The organism is Desulfonatronum parangueonense, assembly GCF_054656975.1.
In genome coordinates, this window is record NZ_BAAHXH010000003.1 from 4,293,655 (window position 1) to 4,313,701 (window position 20,047).

At 53.5% G+C, this 20,047-nt stretch carries 16 protein-coding genes and 1 pseudogene; 11 read left to right on the forward strand and 6 right to left on the reverse strand.

Annotated elements, in window-relative coordinates; all coding sequences use genetic code 11:
- Positions 1–412: 412 nt before the first annotated feature.
- Positions 413–1,495: pseudogene (locus ACYQ15_RS19165) on the reverse strand (DUF4214 domain-containing protein); the annotation flags it as partial.
- A gap of 1,182 nt (positions 1,496–2,677) precedes the next feature.
- On the opposite strand from ACYQ15_RS19165, the gene ACYQ15_RS19170 reads away from it, so the two are divergent.
- The 11 genes from ACYQ15_RS19170 (at position 2,678) to gspE (ending at position 14,046) form a co-directional block, all read left to right on the forward strand.
- Positions 2,678–3,688, forward strand: a complete 1,011-nt coding sequence (locus ACYQ15_RS19170; protein WP_459939095.1) for a type II secretion system F family protein — start codon at positions 2,678–2,680, stop codon at positions 3,686–3,688.
- Between the two features lie 218 nt (positions 3,689–3,906).
- A complete protein-coding gene (gene gspG, locus ACYQ15_RS19175; protein ID WP_459939096.1) occupies positions 3,907–4,338 on the forward strand; it encodes a type II secretion system major pseudopilin GspG in 432 nt (143 codons plus the stop codon).
- Between the two features lie 103 nt (positions 4,339–4,441).
- A complete protein-coding gene (locus tag ACYQ15_RS19180; RefSeq protein ID WP_487247221.1) occupies positions 4,442–4,846 on the forward strand; it encodes a pilus assembly FimT family protein in 405 nt (134 codons plus the stop codon).
- Complete coding sequence (locus tag ACYQ15_RS19185) at positions 4,846–5,325, forward strand: PilW family protein (RefSeq protein ID WP_459939098.1); 480 nt, start codon at positions 4,846–4,848, stop codon at positions 5,323–5,325. The genes ACYQ15_RS19180 and ACYQ15_RS19185 overlap by 1 nt, the downstream gene beginning before the upstream one ends.
- A gap of 4 nt (positions 5,326–5,329) precedes the next feature.
- A complete protein-coding gene (locus ACYQ15_RS19190) occupies positions 5,330–6,046 on the forward strand; it encodes a PulJ/GspJ family protein (protein WP_459939099.1) in 717 nt (238 codons plus the stop codon).
- Positions 6,047–6,162: 116 nt separating this feature from the next.
- Positions 6,163–7,068 carry a type II secretion system minor pseudopilin gene (locus tag ACYQ15_RS19195; RefSeq protein WP_459939100.1) on the forward strand — a complete coding sequence of 302 codons (906 nt, stop codon included), beginning with the start codon at positions 6,163–6,165 and terminating at the stop codon, positions 7,066–7,068.
- Positions 7,069–7,554: 486 nt separating this feature from the next.
- Complete coding sequence (locus ACYQ15_RS19200; protein ID WP_459939101.1) at positions 7,555–8,619, forward strand: PilN domain-containing protein; 1,065 nt, start codon at positions 7,555–7,557, stop codon at positions 8,617–8,619.
- Between the two features lie 86 nt (positions 8,620–8,705).
- Positions 8,706–9,236, forward strand: coding sequence for a GspMb/PilO family protein (locus tag ACYQ15_RS19205; protein WP_459939102.1), 531 nt, complete (start codon positions 8,706–8,708; stop codon positions 9,234–9,236).
- Positions 9,237–9,274: 38 nt separating this feature from the next.
- Complete coding sequence (locus ACYQ15_RS19210) at positions 9,275–10,090, forward strand: hypothetical protein (protein WP_459939103.1); 816 nt, start codon at positions 9,275–9,277, stop codon at positions 10,088–10,090.
- A complete protein-coding gene (gene gspD / locus ACYQ15_RS19215) occupies positions 10,087–12,294 on the forward strand; it encodes a type II secretion system secretin GspD (protein WP_459939104.1) in 2,208 nt (735 codons plus the stop codon). Before ACYQ15_RS19210 ends, gspD begins: the two co-directional genes overlap by 4 nt.
- Before the next feature lie 57 nt (positions 12,295–12,351).
- Positions 12,352–14,046 (forward strand): type II secretion system ATPase GspE, encoded by a 1,695-nt coding sequence (gene gspE / locus ACYQ15_RS19220; protein WP_459939105.1) that lies wholly within the window; start codon positions 12,352–12,354, stop codon positions 14,044–14,046.
- A gap of 97 nt (positions 14,047–14,143) precedes the next feature.
- On the opposite strand, the gene ACYQ15_RS19225 is transcribed toward gspE, so the two are convergent.
- From ACYQ15_RS19225 to ACYQ15_RS19245, 5 genes are all read right to left on the reverse strand, one after another.
- The gene (locus ACYQ15_RS19225; protein ID WP_459939106.1) at positions 14,144–15,496 is read right to left on the reverse strand and encodes an HlyD family type I secretion periplasmic adaptor subunit; all 1,353 of its coding nucleotides are present in this window, start codon (positions 15,494–15,496) and stop codon (positions 14,144–14,146) included.
- 14 nt (positions 15,497–15,510) lie between these two features.
- Positions 15,511–17,157 (reverse strand): type I secretion system permease/ATPase, encoded by a 1,647-nt coding sequence (locus tag ACYQ15_RS19230; protein WP_459939107.1) that lies wholly within the window; start codon positions 17,155–17,157, stop codon positions 15,511–15,513.
- Positions 17,158–17,225: 68 nt separating this feature from the next.
- Entirely contained in the window at positions 17,226–18,854 is a 1,629-nt protein-coding gene (locus tag ACYQ15_RS19235; RefSeq protein WP_459939108.1) for a type I secretion system permease/ATPase, read from the reverse strand.
- A 113-nt stretch (positions 18,855–18,967) separates the two neighbouring features.
- The gene (locus ACYQ15_RS19240) at positions 18,968–19,396 is read right to left on the reverse strand and encodes a hypothetical protein (RefSeq protein ID WP_459939109.1); all 429 of its coding nucleotides are present in this window, start codon (positions 19,394–19,396) and stop codon (positions 18,968–18,970) included.
- Between the two features lie 14 nt (positions 19,397–19,410).
- Positions 19,411–19,899, reverse strand: a complete 489-nt coding sequence (locus ACYQ15_RS19245) for a toxin-antitoxin system HicB family antitoxin (protein WP_459939110.1) — start codon at positions 19,897–19,899, stop codon at positions 19,411–19,413.
- Between the last annotated feature and the right edge of the window lie 148 nt (positions 19,900–20,047).

Here is a 20,047-nt window from a genome sequence, read left to right on the forward strand (position 1 = left end):
TGCGGGGCAATATGTTAAAAGCTTTATTAACTCTTTCGAAACCCGCCTCCGTTGACGCGGGGTCGTCAGTCACCATTTCCAAAACCTGCCGTGCCAGAATACGGTCACTTTCCTGCCAGGGTCTGTTCTGTGCATGAATCATTTGAGTTAGATACTCCGCAACCTGTATCTTGTGCCATATCGTCAGCCAATCATTTGAATTTAATTGTATGGCGGCATAGATCATGTTGCCGATAACCGCGCCAGGGGTCGTTCTGCCATGGCTTAGCTCATCCACCCAATATGTCAATCCAGGATCATCGGTGGATATTTCCCGGTTCAACAGATTTGAATAAACGCTTTGTAGAAAAAATACACGATCGTAGTAGGTAGCCGAAGCAGGTTCATTGAGGTATGGATACAAAGCCTTGGCTTCAGTGGACAAAGCAAAATTTTCAGCAACGCAGGGGACGGTCAACTTTCCCTGTCTTACCTCATCCCTCCAATAACCCAGACCCGCAGGATCACCCGCGCGACCCCAGTACGCAACATAGAATGCAGTATACCATTGACTGTTGGTGAGACCAGATGAGCCATAATCAATGTGGTATTCTAACGAGCCTACAAAACCCGCGGCACTTCGAACAATGAGTGTTCGTACATTGCTTAAATGTGAAAGGTCAATATTCTGGATGTCCTTGTTTTGGACACTGAATTGATCCAAGATGTTGCCATTAAGATCGTAGCATGTGATTGTAGTATTTCCGTCAAAATCAGCAACTTGGATATTTATTTTGGTGACATCCGGCTCAAAGGCGAACTGCAAAGTGGATTCAACTCTTGCCGATCGTGTCACCTCATTCCCTAAGGCGATCCCGTTGAGACCGCCAATTGTGGTCATGAGAGACAGTCCATCTACATGGAAATGACCGTTCGGGAATTCGCCATAAGTAACAGAAGTATTGCTGGGATAATGCCAGTGAAAATATGCAGGCACCTTTACACTTGTGTTATCATCAGGCTCGGAAGGGATGGTCGGTTTATCCTCTATGGGATGTTGAGGCAATTTGGGGGGGGTGATGTTATTATCTGGCTCTGAAGGTTTGGGAGGGTTAACATCTACTGGGTCTTGAGGCAATTCCGGTAGCGACATGAAATACGCTTCCGAATGCAAGCTTTCAGAGCCATTAGTGAAAATGGCAGTCATGGTGAATGAAGTGTCTCTTTCATTGGCGTCTATCGAACACTGCATTATTCTGTCTAGCGAATTGAATGTTTCACAGACAATCTGATTATTATTATAAAGTCGAAATCCTGAAATTTCATTGTTATCCTGTGCCACGTATTCCCATTCGACTTCAATTTTTACGTTTTGCATTCCAAGAGCTGAATTCCATGGGAAGATGACAATGAGTCCAGAAAATACAGTTTTCAAAAAGAAATAAAATTGTATTTTCCAAGAGTATACCGACGATGGCACCGTGCATCGTGATTTCAAAATAACTGAAATGGACATGAAAAACCTACCGATTGTTATAACTTTAGTGTAAGGATAATAAAAATTATTGTTCAATCGCAACTGGTATGAGATGATGCGCTTTTTTCAAATCGAAACACTAAAGCAAATCGGATTCCAAAATTTAACGGCAAACGATCGACAAATTAAGAACTCGCAAAATTCAAATTTCGTCTTGTGCAATCAGTTTGAAATGTCAGTTCAATCCGCTGACTTGGCGATGCGAAAGATTACGAAGATGAGATTAATATCGACGACAAGAATGCTTCAATGAGCAGATATGTGCAGGATAAGAAAAGTTGATCCGGCAAAAAATTCCTGGAATGCGCAAAATTTTCCTCACGAGTTCTTGGCTTCATCCAATATTCCAGAGTATTCTCCATGAAAGAGGTCCTGCTATCTCTACGAGAGACGGGCATATTTAGCGTGGCTTCCCGATTGGAAACGCACCCGTTGGAGGTTGCTTTGTGGCAGATTTGCCCGTTGGGGCAGCAACTCGGCAACAGTCTTCCTCGCAGTGTCAAACGTTCCTTCCGGACACCATATTTTCACGAAACAGTCGCGATCATCGTGGGGGGGCTTAATCAGTGCTGGAGTGGTGGTTTTTTGAGCTACGAGATTGACTGGAGGCGGCAAGCCCGTTCCTATGTCATTTACAGCTTCTGATCGTTTGGGCCATGTATACTTGGCCTGCTTGAGTGAGAGGCCGCAAGCACTGGTCCTCGTGTTGCCCTTGGTTTTGGCGAGCGCGGCTACGTTGAGGCACTCGTAGGGTATTTAGCTTTTTTCTTCGTGGTGTTGTAGGATTGGAATGGGAGGTGGGTGGTTTTCTTTTCTGAATTTGTTGAGTAGTTGAAGTGATCAATTACTTTGTAACGGGCATGTTGAATTCTGCCTGTTTTTTTTGATCCTGGGGCAGGTGTTTTTGTGGGTGATGACTATATATATAGAGCAGTTGACTCCAGCGGAAGGATCTTGAAGGGCGTCATGTCTGCCGACGGGGAGCATGACGTCGCTCTTGCTCTTCAAAGGCAGGGGCATGTTCCGCTGTCCATAGCACCGGTCCGTGCAGAGGCACCTACCGCAAGGAAACCGAACCGCGTGTCCTTGAGGCATTCATACTCGCTTGGTTCGATTTTTGGAGGGTCTGGGAGCGGAAGACCAAGGACACGTGATTTGATCATGTTTGCGGAAAATTTGTCCACACTGCTTCGAGCCGGAATCCCTCTCGACAAATGTCTCACTATTCTAGTTGAACTAACTGAGAAAAAAAGATTTCAAGCCATCATCAGCAATATCGCGGATCGCATCCGGGAAGGAAGCACACTTTGGCAGGCACTGCAGGCTGAGGGCAATGCCTTCCCGACGGTGTTCATCAACATGGTCCGGGCGGGAGAGGCCGGAGGGGTGCTGGAGCTTGTTCTGGAGCGCGTGGCCGAGTATTTGAACGGGATTCAGGAGCTCAAGGACTACCTTTTTTCCGCGATGGTGTATCCGGTCATCCTTGCGCTGACGGCCCTAGGTTCCATCGTGGTCATGCTGACCGTGGTCGTGCCTCGCTTCGCCCAGATATTCGAAGATCTGGGCGTGGCCATGCCCATGGCCACCCAGGTGCTGTTGGCCTTCGGGACGTTTTTTCAAAATTATTGGCTGGCTTTGCTGTTTGGTATTATCGTTTCTGTTTTCGGCGCTCGCGCGTTGATCCGCTCCGAATCCGGCAGCCGGCGCTGGGATGCCTTGAAACTGCAACTCCCCATCCTGGGACCGCTCCAGAAAAAAATTGAGATCGCCCGGTTCGCCAGGACTCTGGGGACGCTTCTGGGGAGCGGCGTATCGATTCTTTCAGCCATGAACATTGTCCAGAGAGTCGTGATGAATCAAGTGCTGCGGTCATCCCTGACCGAGGTGTACACGGACCTCAAGCAGGGCAGGATGCTTTCTTCCGCCCTGCAGCGCCATGGGGTTTTTCCTCCCCTGGCAGTGCATCTTTTAGGGGTCGGCGAGGAAACGGGAAATATCGAGTCCATGCTGCGCAAACTGGCTGATATCTATGACAAGGAAATCCGGGCCGCCATTAAGTCCTTCACATCTTTGTTCGAACCCGCGGTGATTTTGACAATGGGCTTGGTCATCGGCATGATGGTTGTTTCCATGTTGCTGGCTATTTTCAGCGTAAACGAACTGGCAATGTAGCTGGATGTTGAAAATGCCCAATGTCTGCGTCGCCTATAGTATACCTCATGTAAGCATAATGTGCGAAGTTATAAAAAGGTATTCGCTCATTGCACTTTGACTGGGCGTACAACAAGATGGGGGCGCTCATGCAATAAGATGGCGCATGGGGAAATGAGGCAAAAACACAAACAGATCTCCCACAATAGTACAATCTTACTGGAAATGGAGCAGTTGGCATGACGAGTGAACGATATTCCGTTAGAGTAAAAGGTTTTACCCTGATCGAACTGTTGATCGTAATGATCATCTTAGGCCTGTTGGCGTCGCTTGTGGGCCCTCGGCTCTTCCAGCACGTGGGCAAGTCCCGGCAGAACACAGCCAGGGCGCAAATCGAGTTGCTGGGAACGGCTTTGGACGCCTATCGTCTTGATGTGGGGCGGTACCCCACCACGGAACAGGGGCTTGGCGCCCTGCGACAGCAGCCAAGCGGGGTTGAGCGCTGGCACGGCCCCTATCTGCCGCGGGATGTGCCGCTAGATCCTTGGGGCAACGCATACATCTACAAAAGCCCTGGCGATCATGGTCCTTACGATCTCCTTTCCTTGGGCGCAGACGGCCGCCCTGGTGGGGTGGGAGAGGACTCGGACATCCGCAGTTGGGAAAACTGACAGATCCCGAGTATCCGTGGGGCATGCCGTTGCGCCCGTTTTGATCATGACGTCCTCCTCCCTCCTCCCGCCGAAACGGAGGCCTTCTCCGGGATTCACACTCATGGAATTACTGGTGGTGGTCTTGATCATGACCATGTCCATGAGCCTTTTTCTGGGATATAACTTCCGACAACGTGATATGGTTCAGCTTCGATCCGCCGCAAGGGACGTGCATCAGTGGATGCGCGCCTCAAGAAGTCACGCCCTGGTCCAAGGTCAGGACAATCTTGGCGAGTATGATGTCAGAGGACATGAGCTGCGTTCATCGCTGCGCGAGAGAACATTGAACCTGCCGGATGCGGTGCGGCTCGTGCTCGCTGAGGGAGAGTCCCGGGGGGTTGTGCCCGTCTTTCATTTTTTTGCCGACGGCTCCGCTGAGAGATCCCAGGTTGTTCTGCGCATCGAAGATCGAGAAATCAAGATCTTGGTTGACCCAGTTCTAGGCGAAACCTCCATTACATGGTGATGTCTCGATTTATTTTGCTTGAAGCCTTTTTTCCGGCTTCCTCTGAAGCCGTTTCCGGTCCCGGATCCGGGTTTACTCTTATAGAAACGCTGGTGGCTCTGGTCATCGCGGCTCTCAGCATCACTGTTTTTTTTCAGCTTTTTTCCGCAAGCATGCGTTTGGAAGCCCAAGCCAGGGGCATTGCCTCGGACCAGTTCGCCGCGGCAGTTTTTTTCGATGCCATGCAGCGACTAGATATCCGGGATTATGACTTCCCCTGGGAAGGAGAGCACGAGGGCGTGCGCTGGAGGATCCGCATGCGCCCGGTGGATGTGCCTGATGAGGCCATGGACGACGGTTTCGCATTACGCATGAAGCAGGAACTGTACGCGATGGAAGTGTTTCTGGATTCCGGTTTCAGCCCTCCCACAAGACTGCTGCGCTATGTTTCTTTTCCCCTGGACTTCCTGTCCGCGGATTTCAAATCCAGAATGCAGTAAGTTCATGCCTTCCGTAAAATCCAAGGGCTTTACCCTGCTTGAGCTGATTACGGCCATGACCATTACCGGCATGATCGTGATGATGCTGTACTGGGCCTTTGCCATGGGATCACGGGTCTGGGACGCACAGGATCTGAAAACCTCGTCAGTTCAACGCGAAGAAGCGTTTTTTCGTCTTCTGGATCAGGATTTTCGTGAAATTTCGCCATACAATACCCGCTGGGAGCGCGGGAACACCGTTTTTTTCGCAGGAGGACCGTCAACACTTTTCTACGTGACTCGTGGCGGTTTCGGCGCACAGGCCAGAGAGGGAAAGGCCCTTTTTTTCGCGTGTCTGTTCGTGCTTCCCAACCCCGAGGAAGGATGGGATGTTGCGTTGTATAAAGCCAATGTTCCGGAGCCGGCCCTCTTGGAGGAGGCGCACGCTTTCCAGACAAGCGGAGATGTTTCCAGGCGCGACTGGCGGCCATCTGCCGCAATCATCGAAAACGCGGTTGTATTTTTGGAGAAGCTCAGCGATGTTGAGTTGCTTTATGTTCGGGAGTTGCCGCTGCCCTTTCAAGGGGGGGGGCAAGAGGCGCTTGTGGATAACTTTTCGGAGCAGAATGAGTACCTTGAGGAATGGTTGGATCGTGAACTGCCCGGCCTGGTTCTGGTAAGATATGAACTGGAAGGGCGGAAAATCGAAAGGGCGTTCATACCTCATCAGGGCGCATTATAGAGGCTGCGAAGACCTTGTAAGAACGTTTCCGTGGGGCAAGTGTGATTCTCAAAATCGGATGCAGGCAGGAAGATGGGATTCGAATGGTAAAGAGAGCGCAACCCGGGAGCGGGTTTGTGCTGTTGGCCGTCTTATGGGTCACGGCTCTGCTTTCCATGTTCGCTTTGAACTATTCCACTGAGGCTCGGTTAAAAGGTCTTTCCGTGCAGGTCAGCCGAGACCTTTCCCAAGACCGGCTTCTGCTGCTTTCAGCCCTGGAGCTGGGACGTCACGAATACTTGAAGTACTTGGCAAACAAAAGCCTGCTGCAGGACAGGGACTTCATGGAGTGGATCACCGGACGTCCCCTGGAGTTGCTTCATCCGCGGCATGAGCCTTATCGTGTGCATGTCGACGGACATCCCGCTTTGGTGACTATCATTTCCGAGGCGGGACGATTGAATGTGAACACCATCCCTCAGTCGCTTCTGGAGCGTATTCTGGAAGCCTGCGGCGTGGAGCCGGGGCAGAGAATGACAATGGTCGTCAATTCCCTTTTGGATTGGCGCGATCCGGATGACCTGCATCGTCCAGAAGGGGCGGAATCTGATTTCTATCTCGGATTGGATCGCCCGTATTACCCGAAAAACAACGATCTGCAGAGCCTTGAAGAATTGCTACTCGTCCGGGGGGTCGAGCCGGAACTGTATCATGGGACGAATGATCATCCCGGTTTGATTGATTTCCTCAGCGTCACAGGACACCATACGATCCTTGATGTGAATAGCGTCTCACCGAGGGCCTTTTCCCTGATAGAGGGTTTTCCGGAAGAAATCGTCCATGCTCTTGTCGCATTTCGCGAATCGAGCCCCATCATGAGCATGGCCGATCTGGCCGATGTCGTGCCTCAGACGTTCATGAGTCAGTTCGTGGAATATTTCGGAGTAGTGGAGAGTTCCAGGGCGACCATTCGAGCGGCACTCCTCGACGAAAACGAAAGGTCGGGCCGGTGGGTGGAAAGGATTGTCAGCGGGAGCGGTTGAACGCCTGTCTTGCTTGTTTGAATGTTGAACAGTCCATTTGTTTGTCAGGTTGTCGGTTCACACATCCCTGCGCAGGAAATGATAAAGCTGTCCGGTTGTTATTCGTATCTATTTCAAAGGACGCAACATATGTACGATTGCCCAGGTCTTCTTTGTCCAATTCGAGAATGATTTTAGCAGTTTCTGTATGTACGGTTCTGGGTTTATCGCAACGAGGGGATTGTGAGTTTTTCTACAGACTGTTAATGAATGCAGACCATGTTCAACCATGTTGCAGCGCTCTTGTCGCAAGCAAACGTTCTTCTCTTTTTCTTTCCTGGCAAGCTCCTCGGATGTCGCTATTATGGTCTGTGGGGGAAGGGGGCAGAGTATGCGGAGGTAGAGACGCCTCTGGCCACATCTGACGATGTTTTGCTCCTACGAAAAAGATTGGGCTCCAGACCGGATGATCTTTGGGGGGTAGGGTTGCCTTTGCATTGTTTTTCCATGGTCAACCTTCAATTGCCTCTTGCCGCAGAGGATGATCTTGGACAAGCCGTAAAGTACGCCTTGATGCGCCATTTGCCGGTGGATGTCGCCACCACGGAAGTTGCCTGGATAGTGACGGCCCGACGAGAAAAGCATGTAGCGGTGACAGCTTTGGCTTCACCGCGCGAGGAATTGAACGACTCTCTGCGTGTTGTGGGTGATCTTCCCGTCTCAGCGATATTTCCGGCGGTTTTTGGTTTTGCCGTGCTACATGGTCGGGACGGACTCTACATTGCTGGAAATCATGCACGTACGGAAACCGTTTGCGTGTATAATGGCAATACCGGTTTTTATCATTGGGACGAATTGCCTTCCACTCGTACCGGACGTGCTGATGGTGCGTTGGAAGAGGTCAAGGCTCTGCGAGACAACCTTGCCCCAGGAGTGACTTCCGCATACCTTTGCGCTGGTGGTTTTGACCGGAGCGAGGCAGCAAAAGCACTTGCTTTTTCCGATGCGTCCGTCTTTCCGGCTCTTTTATCCGAAATGCGTTTTCCAAGGGATCTGCGTACCCTACCCGGAGCGATTCATAGCTCCAGCGGGGACAGGATCCTGCGGAACAGCTCCAGACTGGCCTGGATCCAGGTTGCCGCCCTGACCGTTTTTTTGATCAGCCTGTTCAGCATTCCCGCAGCGCATTTGTATGGAAAGTTCGCCAGAGTTGCGGCTCTTGAACGAAATATTGCCGCTATCCGTCACGAAGGCGAACAGCAACTGGCCCTTCGGGACCAGAACGAGAGTGCTGTTTTGTTTTTGCACGACCTCCGTCATCTTGTTGAAAATCAGACAAAGCTGTCGGACGTGTTGCTGGAAACAACCTCACGCCTGCATGCAGCTGTCTGGCTGACTTCATTGAATTATTCAGGAAATATTTTACGCATCCAGGGCGTGGCTGATTCCGCCGCCGCCGTGATTGAAGCCCTGGAGAACTCGCCGCGCTTCCGGGAAGTACGCTTGGAATCCCCGGTAACAAGAACCGGAGACAAGGACACGTTTCACGTCTCCGCTTCACTGGACCCCTAGCTCGTGATTTTGACTGCCTTTTCAACATGACGTTACCCAATGCCGGTCATCGAATCAAAGGGCTGCTTGCCGAGCCGACGCAACGCATGAGAGCGCTTCTGGGCATGACGTTCGTGCTCGGGTTCCTTGTAATGACGAATTATGTTTGGTCCATAATCGTCGATTATGGGCGGGAACTCGACCAACGCCTGGAGATCAGAGCCCTGGAGTATCGCAATTTGCAGCGCTTGATCGCCGGAAGCGACGAGTATGCCGAGCAGACCGCACTCCTTCAAGCGTTTCAGGAACGTCTGGCGCGGGAACACCTAGTTAGGGCGGCTTCCCCGCCTCTCTCCGAAGCAATGTTCCAAAATATCGTCAATGAATTATCCAGTGGCAGCGGGATCAATATCGTCAGTATGCGTATGCTGCCCCGGACTGAGCGTGACGGAGTGCTCCTGTTGCGACTCATGATAAATGCCCGAGCGGAGATATCCGCAATCAAGGATTTTATGCTTGCAGTTGAAACCAATCCTCGCTTTATTTTCTTCAATGAAGTTGAGATACGGCAATCAGGTCCGACCGAACGTCGATTTTACACCTTCAATGCACAGCTTGCCGCAGTGACCGCGCTATGAAGGAACGGGTTGATATCTCCCCACGTGGATTGACAGTCGTGAGCATGTTGTTCGCTGCGGTGCTGTTTCTGGCGATCGCCTTTTTTGTTTTTCAAGCAGAGAATCGCCGTCCCGTCCCCGGTCATTTCCATGGAGGATCAGAATTGCCGCCGATCATGGATCAGAAGGTCGAGCAACTTCTTTCACGGAACGGAATGGTCGACATGGAGAGATATGTGCCCATTGTAGCGGATAATCTGTTTTCTCCCGAACGACGGCCTTGGACGCCGCCTTTGACTGTCGGAGCGCCCCCTCCGCCACCGTCAACCCCTCCACTAAGGACATCCAACATCAGACTCTACGGAACCCAGGTCTCCTCGCAAAACAGGGTCGGCATTTTCTATTTTGGCGATCTCTCCGGGAACAACAAGCACCGTCTCCTGCGTGAAGGGGAGCGAGTTTGGGATGGTGAAGCCGGAGACGGTCCTTCTTTTGAAGTCGTGAGCATTGAAAAGGAGAATGCGATTCTGGTGGATACCTCGGGCAGATCATTCGAAATCAGCTTGTATGATCATCACCGAGTCGCAGCCCGTAGGGATGGAGAACTTCCTCCGGGCCAGCAGGGTCCGACAATAATCTCGTCTCCCTCGGCTCGGCACAAGGATCAGGCGGGCATTGTTTCACCATCCACCTTCCAGGGGGACAGGTCGACAAGTGAGGGGGATTCATCAGCAGAACCGCAAGACGCACCGCCGCCCTTGATTCCCATTCAGAACCATGAAGAGATGGAGCAACTCGTTGAAGAGGGTAAAATGCGTAAAATCATGACTCCTTTCGGTCCAATCTATCGCCCCATTCCACAACAGACACCATGAGAACCATCCTTCTTGTTTTGCTCTTCAGCCTACTGTGCTCTTCATGCGCTATTGTGGAGCCGTCAATTCGTGACCAGGCTCCGGCTCCCGTCACTTTGCAGGGCAAAGTGAAAACCGATGATCGCATGGACCACGAAATGGCATTGTTTCCTGTAGAAGACAGACGGGCTCAGCTTGACGAGCTTTTACGCGATCTGGATGCAAGCAACAGATTATTCAGCCGAAGATTACAGCAAGTTCTGGATAGCGATCCTTCCAGGGAAGTTGAACAACCCCGCTCCGCTGTGGAATTGACCGGTGATCTCGTGGAGGTCTCCTTCAATTTTTATGACGCCGACTTGGTTGAAGTAATCCGTCTGTTCATGCACTTGCTTGAAGATGGCTACGTACTTCATCCCGGCGTCGGGGGTCGTGTTTCTTTGTCCGTGGAAGATGTATTCAACCGGGACCAGCTTCTAGACTTGCTGGAAGGCGTGTTGCGCATTCACGGTGCGGGGATCATGCAAGATGGTGGTATTTGGGAGATATTGCCGCAGTCTGAGATGCCACGACATTTCGGAGACGACCGCCTTGTGCTTTTCGATAATGACGCGACCCTTCGGAGGGGGCAAATCATTCAGGGTTTTCGATTATATTTCATTTCAGCGCATGAAATGTCCAATATTCTGGAGCCATACCTTTCAAAGGGGGCCCAGGTATATGTCGAAGAACAGCGAGGAATCCTTCTTGTTTCTGATTTCCCGCACGTCCTGCGCAAGGTGACCCGCTTGGTCGAAGCTTTTGACGTGAGTGAGTTCGCCGACATCAAAATTGGGGTTTACACGTTGCGGCACATGAATGCCGTGGATGCCATTCCTTTGCTTGAGGATGCGGCCAAAGCCCTCGGATTGAACAGGGAACATGGAGGACCTTTCGCCCGGGTATCTTTCTTGCCCCTGGAAAGAACAAATACGTTGGTCGTGCTGGCCAGAAACAACCAGGTGCTCGAATTAATGGAGGCATGGACTGCCCATATGGATTTGGAAATTCCTGAGAGACTCCAAGAGCAGCATGGAGATACTGTATTTGTCTACTATGTTCAGTACGGTAGAGCCGAAGACATCGCCGCGTCTTTGAGCAACCTTTTTTCCGGAAGGGGGGGGGGGAATCGTGCCAGCGATTCGAATGGCAACCGCACAGGGGGAAATGCGTCCCCCTCAACAGCCGGTCTCTTTGGGCAGGAGGCAGGAGGTGGCTCGGATACAAAAGCAGGAGCCACTTCCACGGCAGGCCGGCTTTTTGATGAGGTAATATTTGTGGTCGATGAGACCAACAATGCCATCCTGACCCGCAGTACCAGCGCTGAATATGCTCGAATTCTCTCGGTCATTGAACAATTGGATCAGTACCCGAAGCAGGTGCTCATCGAGGTAGTTATTGCGGAAGTCAATCTGAGCGAGGATGTTCGGTTGGGCGTGGAGTGGCGGTATCTTTTCGACATGCAGCGTGACTTCACTTTTGGGAGTGTTGCTCTAGATTCTCAATTAGGGGCCGTGGGCGCGATGGCGACCCCGCAATTGATTGGTTCCGGACTGACATACATGGTTCAAAGTTCCAATGTGTTAAAAGCATCTCTGCAGGCTCTATCCAGGTCCGGCAATGCGCAGATACTTTCAACGCCTACCCTGCTGGCGTCTGACAACAAAGAGGCGACAATAAATATCGGCAAGGAGGTGCCCATCCCGACGTCGACGATAGAACGATACGACGAGGTTATTCCAGGGAGGCCGTCAAGGGAGACAACAATTCAATATCGAAATACCGGAATCATCATGAAGGTCACCCCTCAAATCAACAAGCACGGCATGGTGCGGATGAATATTACGCAGGAGGTCAGTGAACTCCTCAATGAGCCGGTTCGTGGGGTGGAGGCGCCGAGTATCTCCACCCGAAATGCACAGACCACGGTATCCGTCAATGACCAGCAGACCATCGTCATCGGCGGGCTGATTCGTCAAGCCCGGAATGATGCATTTTCAGGAGTTCCTGGTTTGAACCGCATTCCCATTCTCAAATACCTTTTCGGTTACAGCGCCAACCGATTTGAAAACAGTGAATTAATGATTTTCATTACACCCCATGTCATTCTCAGCGAACCAGACAGCCAGTTCATCACTCGTGACTTTTTGGCTCGTCTCGAGGAAGTCAAGGCTGCCATGCATTGATTACATACCACCTCTCACATTTATCGCTCTGCAGAGCAGAATTTCGTCCTATCAGCCATGCCCAACATCGTTGAATTGCTTGTCCAGCGTCAACTTGTCTCTCCCAAGGATATTGAGCGAGTATTGACGGCGCGTGATGGTTCAGAGCCCATTTACCGACTTCTGATCCGTTCTGGCCTTGTTTCCGAAGATGACTTTCTCCAGGTATCAGCTTCAGCATTTGGGTATTCTCTTCTGGACAACTTTCCTGATGATTTTGATCCCGCGCCCTTTGCGTCTTTTGCTCCTTTGTTCATGGAAGAGCACTCCTTTCTGCCGCTCAGCATGAATGCGGAAGAGTTGCTCGCCATTGTCAACGATCCATTCGACCATCTCGTTCTGGACGCATTGAAAAAAAAGTTTCCTCAACGGCGATACACGCTGCTGTTGGCCAGAAAAGAACACATCAAGGGGTGGATTCATCAGTATTTTCATGACGCTTTGTTGAACAAAGGCGAAACAGGAATTGCCGAGGACGAATCGTCTTCGTATGGTGCGGTTGAAGATCTTGAGCAAATGCGTGACCTGGCTTCCGAAGCGCCGGTAATAAGAAAGGTAAACCAGATTTTGACCAGCGCTGTTGAACAGAAGGTCAGCGACATCCACTTTGAGCCGTTTGAGGATCGGGTCAGGGTGCGATTCAGGGTAGACGGAATTTTGCAGGAGTTTCTCGAATTGCCCATGCATTTGCATCAGGCAGTGATTACGAGAATTAAAATTATGGCGAAATTGGATATCGCCGAGAGAAGGGTTCCTCAGGATGGGCGCATCAGGACGAGATTGGCGGGAAAGAACATCGACCTGCGTGTCTCGAGCCTACCCACCATGTTCGGAGAGGGGGTGGTGATGCGTATCCTTGAACGGGATAACATCTCCTTTTCCCTTAGAAAACTTGGATTCCCTCAGACAGAGCTCAGTCTATTCGAGAATCTCATTCGCTACCCCCATGGGATCATCCTGGTGACAGGGCCGACAGGAAGCGGCAAGACGACAACCCTATACGCTGCGCTCAGTTCCATCAACTCTCTGGAAAAGAAGATCATAACGGTTGAAGATCCGGTGGAGTACGAACTGGACGGGATCAACCAGATCCAGGTCAATCCCAAGGCGGGGCTGACATTTGCATCCGGGTTGCGGTCAATAGTTCGTCAGGATCCGGATGTGATTCTTGTCGGCGAAATTCGTGATAAGGAAACAGCGGACATCGCCATTCAATCTGCATTAACCGGCCATTTGGTGTTTTCTTCGCTGCACACCAACGACGCAGCGGGTGCTCTCACGCGCTTGATGGAGATCGGAGTCGAAGACTATCTCCTCTCCTCTTCCGTTCTTGGGGTGATGGCTCAAAGACTGGTTCGCGTGCTGTGCTCCAACTGTAAAAGGTCCCAAGTGCTCGACGCCTTTTTAGTTCAAAAATTCAAACTCCAACTCACGGGAATGGGAGGGCGGGAAGTCTACCAGCCAATGGGCTGCACGCAATGTAAGATGACAGGGTATCAGGGACGTATCGCCATATTTGAGCTGCTCATGATCAACGATCAGATTCGTGAGCTGATCCTGCAGAACAAGAGTTCATCATCCATCCGTGAAGCCGGATGCCGAAACGGCATGCGGATGCTGAGGCAAGACGGATTGGAAAAAGTCATCCAAGGAGTGACTTCACTGGAAGAAGTATTGCGGGTCACGGGGGCATCCTTCCAAAATTTGGACTGAGTACGATCTGACTATATGTACGTTCGAGGATAGCTGTTATCGTTGCCTCCCGATGTAACCAGTCACTGTGCAGGTCACCAACGCAATGTCATGAATGTCATTGCTCCCGCAACGCCTTGCGCAGGCCGGCGGCGACAGGTTCCATAAGGTACTGGAGAATTGTTCGGGGATAGGTCTTGATATAGACTTCCACGGGCATGCCCGGCGTAAGCATGCCGGGGTCGCCAATGGCTCTGTACAAGGATTCGCGGTCAATGGAGATCCGGGTCAAATAGTGGGGGAAGCTGCCGTAGGGAGTCTGGGTGGTCAGGCGATCAGCAGAGACAAAGATCACAGTGCCTTGGGCCCGAGGCGTGGTGCGCTGTTTGAATGCCGTCAGGACCAGTTCGGCTTGCTGTCCAATGTGAACTTCGGTGATCCGGTTGACATCAACCTGGGCCTCCACGATCAGCGGCATGTCTCCGGGTACAATATCCATCAGCGGCTCACGCGGGGCAATAACGCCGCCGGCGGTATGGACATTCAGCCCCACCACAACGCCATCGTCCGGTGAGCTGATTTCAAGCCTTCGCGCCTGATCCACCGTGGGCCGGCGGCGGTCTTCCAGTTCGAACAGGGCGTTCTGGGTCTCGCCCAGACTGGTTACAGCCTCACGAAGATATTGCGCATTCAAATCCTGAATGCGCAGGCGTAGTTCGGCAATTCTTTCACGGGTCTGGGCCCGCTCGCCGATGAGCTGTTCCTGACGGGCGCGGTGGCCGTCCAGGGACCGGGTCAGTTCCATGATGTGCGATCGCTCCAGGAAGCGGCCTTCCATGAGAATGGTCTTGGACTCGATCTCCTCGGTCAGGGAGGCAATGATCCGCGCCACGGCCTCGGCCTGTTCCTCCAGGCTGCGGATCAGGACCTGAAGCTGCTCGATCTGGGTCTGGAGCAGGCTTGTCTGGCTTTGCAGGGCTGAACGACGGGCCTGAAAGATCTTCTCTTCACCTTCCATGATCGCGGCAACGTTGAATTCGTCGCGACGATCCAGGAGGTCCGCGGGCCAGGAAATACGGACGGCTCGGTCACGCTCGGCTTCCAGGCGGGCCTTGATGGCCATGAGCTGATCACGTTGCCCCTGCTGGAGGTCGTAAGCCGCACTGACCTGTTCGGCCTCCAGACGGATCAGCGGCTGGCCCCGGCTGACGCGGTCGCCGTCACGGACCAGAATTTCACGGACGATGCCGCCTTCAAGATGCTGAACCGTTTTGCGGTTGGTGTCCACCTTGATTTCCCCCTGGGCGATGACCGCGGCACTGATGGTGGTCATGGACGCCCAAGCGCCAAGACCTCCGAAGAAGGCCAGGATAATCAGCAGTCCGGCTATGATGATCGGGCGGGTGTTGTCCGAAGGCCTCGTTGGTTCATTTTTGGATTCGGCTGGTGTGGGAAGTGTGAGTTTTGGCATAATGGATGGAGTGATTATTGGGTTGTCGGGGTTTGTCGGGGTTTGTTTCTTCCCTGCTCGAGCTGGATGATGACGTCGGCCATTTTCAGAATCCATGGTCGATGGGATATGAGCAGGATCATGGCGCCTCTGGATTTGGCCGCAGCGATAGCCTTGGCCAGGGATTGCCGGCCTTCGTCGTCCAGGTTGGCATCCGGTTCATCCAGGACCAACAGGCGAGGTTCACGGTAGAGTGCCCGTGCAAGAGCGATGCGTTGACGCTGGCCGGCGGACAGGTTGGCCGCCCGAGGCGCCACCGGGGTGTCGTAGCCTTTGGGAAGGCGGAGGATCAGGTCGTGTGCTCCGGCAGAGCGGGCCGCGGCAACCACGGCTTCGGCATCTTCACCGTCCATGCGTCCGATGTTCTGGCCCACCGTGCCCGGCAGCAACTCCACATCCTGGGGCAGATATCCGATCAAGCCGGCGCGAAGTTCCGGATCAAGACGGGTCAGGTCGTGGTTGTCAAGGAACATCTGACCTGTGGCGGGATGGTGCAGGCCGACGATGGCGGAGGCCAGGCTTGTCTTGCCTGCGCCGCTCGGCCCGATCAGGGCCATGATTGCTCCGGGGGGCAGTTCCAGGTCAATGGCCGACAGAATCGGGCGCTCGAAAAGTTCAAGATGCAGATCGCGGACGCGCAAACCCACTTGATTTGCCGGTCCGTCAAGAACCGGCTGTGGGTGCGAGGCTGTGTCGGTGGGGCTGGGCTGATTCAAGGCGGATACAAGTCGCCGCGAAGCCAGCCGGGCTTCCTGGAACTGCTTCCATCCGCCCAGAATCAGGTCCAGCGGTTGAAGCGCCTTGCCCATCATGATTGAGCCGACGATCATCACTCCAGCCGTGATTTCGTTGGCAATCACCAGGACCGCGCCAACGCTGAGAATGATCGCCTGCAGCCCCATGCGCAGTGACTTGGTCATGGCCGCGCTGAGACCGGTACGGTTGTGCACGCGTGTTTCCAGGGCCAGATCCCGGTCCGTGGCCTGCTTCCAGCGGGCAACCAGGGCCGGGAGCATGCCCATGGCATAGACGGCATGAACATTGCGCTGGGAGGCGCGGAGCAGGCTGGCGGCCTGGGACGAGGATTCCGCGGCTTCGCGCGCAGCCTTGCGGGTCAGTGTTTCGTTGACGAAAAGCAAAATGAACAAGAGCAGGGCGCCGGCTGTGGAAACCATGCCGATTATCGGGTGGAGCATGTAGGTCACGGCAAGATAGATCGGTAGCCAGGGTATGTCGAAAAAGGCGAAAATACCGGTCCCGCCGAGAAATGTCTTGACTGCGTTGAGATCCGTCGCTCCGCGTTCATAGCCGGGGCTGCCCGGCTGTCCTGCCGGAGTGAACATGGCCATGACCACTGGATCGCCCATGCGCTGATCCACGCGATTGCCCAGTCGGACGAGAAGCCGTGAGCGCAGACCTTCCAGCAACCCCATAGTCAGAAGGGCTCCCAGGGCTGCCAGAGTGATGAAGATCAGGGTGGCCTCACTCCGGCCCGTGAGCACGCGATCGAAGATCAGCAGCATGTGCAACGGCACGGCCAGGCTGAGCACGTTGATGAACAGGCTGAAGAAAAAAGCCGTGCCGTAGAGAGGGATGAGCGATTTGGGAACGAAACGAAGCATAAGGTTGAGACTCGGTTAAAGGGACTTGATATCGGAAAAAAAGTTGGCAGTGTCGAATGGAGGTCAGGCTATGACTTTTGAAGCTTGGCAAGAACCTCGGAAGTGACGCCGTAGTGGATCGGGACGCCCTGCTGGAGGACCAGGAGCTTGTCCGAACGGGTAATCAGGGAGACACGGTGAGTGACCATGACCACGGTGACCTGACGGCGCTTGAGTTCGGCCAGGGCGTTCAGCAAGGCTGTACGGCCGGCTTCATCCAGGTTGGCGTCGGGTTCATCCAGGATGATCAGGCTTGGATCGCCGTAGAGCGCGCGGGCCAGACCAATGCGCTGTCGCAGTCCGCCGGGCAGGTTGGCTCCGCCTTCGGCGATCATTGTATCCAGTCCATGAGGCTGGGTTGCCAGGACGGATTCAATACCGGACATGTTCGCGGCGCGAGCCAGATATGCTTCGTCCGGTTCGGCCATGCGAGCGATGTTTTCACTGATGGTCCCGGGAAAAAGCTCCACTTCCTGAGGCAGATAGCCGAGAAAAGCACCCAACCGGGTTTGATCCCAATTGTACATGTCCGCGCCGTCCAGTCGAATGGAGCCGGACGTGGGCTTGATGACGCCTGTCAGCAGACGGGCAAGGGTGGTTTTGCCCGCGGCCATGGGGCCAATGACTCCCAGGAATTCTCCGGGATTCAGCGAAATGGAAATGCCCCGCAGGATGGCCTGGCCAGGAAGGGCGAAGACAAGCTGCTCAGTGGACAACGCACCCTTTGGAGGGGGGAGTTCCATGCGTTCCGCCTGCTGGGCAGATGCGGCCAGAAGTTCTTTCAGATTGTCGTAAGCCTGGCGGGCTTCCTGAAGATTGGTCCAGTTGGACATGGCCTGGTGCAGAGGCATGATGGCCTGGCCGGCGATGATCACGGCCATCAGCACGTTGCCCGCACCCATTGGAGAACTGATCACCAGATAGGCGCCGATGGCAAACAGGAACACGGAGTTGCCCATGGTCACCAGCTTGGACATGGCCGACAACCGTCCGGCCTGATCGCTGGCACCGGACTGCAGTGCCAAGACCTTGTTCTGATCGTTGCGCCATAGGGCGGAAACAGCCTTGGTCATGCCCATGGCTTGGACGGCGGACTTGCCGCGCAGACATTCCTGCAGAAAGGAATTGTTTTTGCTCGCCAGGGCATTGGCCTGTTTCAGGGGAACCTTGGACCCTTTTTCCATTCTCCAGGCCAGGACAACGACGCAACCCACCGCCAACAGCGCCGTGAGTCCCATGATTGGATGGATCAGGAAGACGATGAGCAGGAGTAATGGAGCGAGCAGACAGTCGAAAAATGCGAAGACCGCCGGAGAGCTGACAAAGTTGCGGACCTTTTGCAGATTGCCCATGGCCTCGGAAAAGCCTTGGGAATGCATTTCCGCCGCGTCCCGAAGCATGCCGGTGAGGACCTTGTCGGAAAGATCGCGCTGCACGGCCAGTCCATAGCGGATCATCAGCCGGGAGCGGACCAACTCCAGCAAGCCCATGACGAGAAGCGCTCCCAGTGCCGCGCCGGTGATCACATATGCATTGTGTGGATCCTGGCTGGGGATGACGATGCTGTACATCGCCAGCATGTTGATGGGCACGGCAAGACGAAGCATTCCGGTCAACAGGCTGAAAAGCATGGTCCGGCCGAAGATGTGGCGGGTCAAGGTCCGAAACCTGTCAGTAACCGGATCCGGCCCTGCCGGGCGGCTCGAAGCGCTCAAAGGGCGAAGATTTTGCGAGGAGGTCGTAGCTGGGAGACTCATTTTAAGTTATCAAATTATTTAGAGGTTTTTTCAGGCATGACCAGACGGCGCAAGACGAAAGGCATGATTGCCGCGCATTGCCACTTGTTGTCCTGGAGAGAGCCTTGGCTGAACTCCAGTCGTATCTCATGTCTTCCAAAGGCTGTCATGGGCAGTCCCTGAAGCCGAAAATGAAGACGATGGCGCGGGTTGGTGAAGGAGAGCTGGCCGGTCTGCAACAGGCCGACCTCCTGGCCGGCGGGGTTCTTGAGGATGACCCGGGCGGCGAAGGGTTCCGGTCCGGGCGTGTCCATCTCCCACAGCGTACCCAGGCTGATGGGCGCGATACGCGTCGGAAGGACAGTGGCCGCTCCCTCCTCGATGCTGTGGATGTAGCTCACGGAATTCGTCTCCCGATCCGTGAGGATTTCACGGCAAAGTACGGACCAGATCAGGCGGATCATATCGGGTTTGAGGATTATTGCAGTGAGATGGTGGCCGCGGATTCGTTGCTCCAGGTGAAATCCGGCTGTTCATCCTGAATGAATGTCAGGCTGGTGACACGATCCTGAATCAGGCGGACTGTTTCCTGGATTTCGTGCATTTGCTGCGAGGCCATGGGATCCTGGACGACATTGGGTGCATGCCGGGAGGCCAGGAGGTACTGGATGTACCCGTTGAGCGACAGGCCTTCTTCTTCGGCTTCATGGGTCAGGGCGGCATGCAGGCTCTTGGGCAGACGGAGCCGAAACTGACCACTGAAGGGAACGCAGCACCGCGGGACAGGAGGAGGAGTTCCGCGGTGCCGCATCTCTTCAAGCTGCGCTATGATCCGATTTTCGATCTCATTGACAGCTTCGGCAGGGGAGGAGGAAAAGGCTTTCAACTCGGGAAATTCGGTGCATGTTGCCGTGTAGCCGGACTGCTGATCGTCCCAGAGTAAGGTGATGGAGTATTTGATGGCCATTTTGGGGTTTGTTGAGATCATTAAGTTTAGGGGGTTGTTGAGTTGTGCGACATTGTGCTAAGTTTTTGGATTTATGAATTGTTTTTTTGTATGCTGTTAAAAAGGATGGTGCCGCACCTGGAACCAGTGTCAAGTAGTTTTTTAGGGT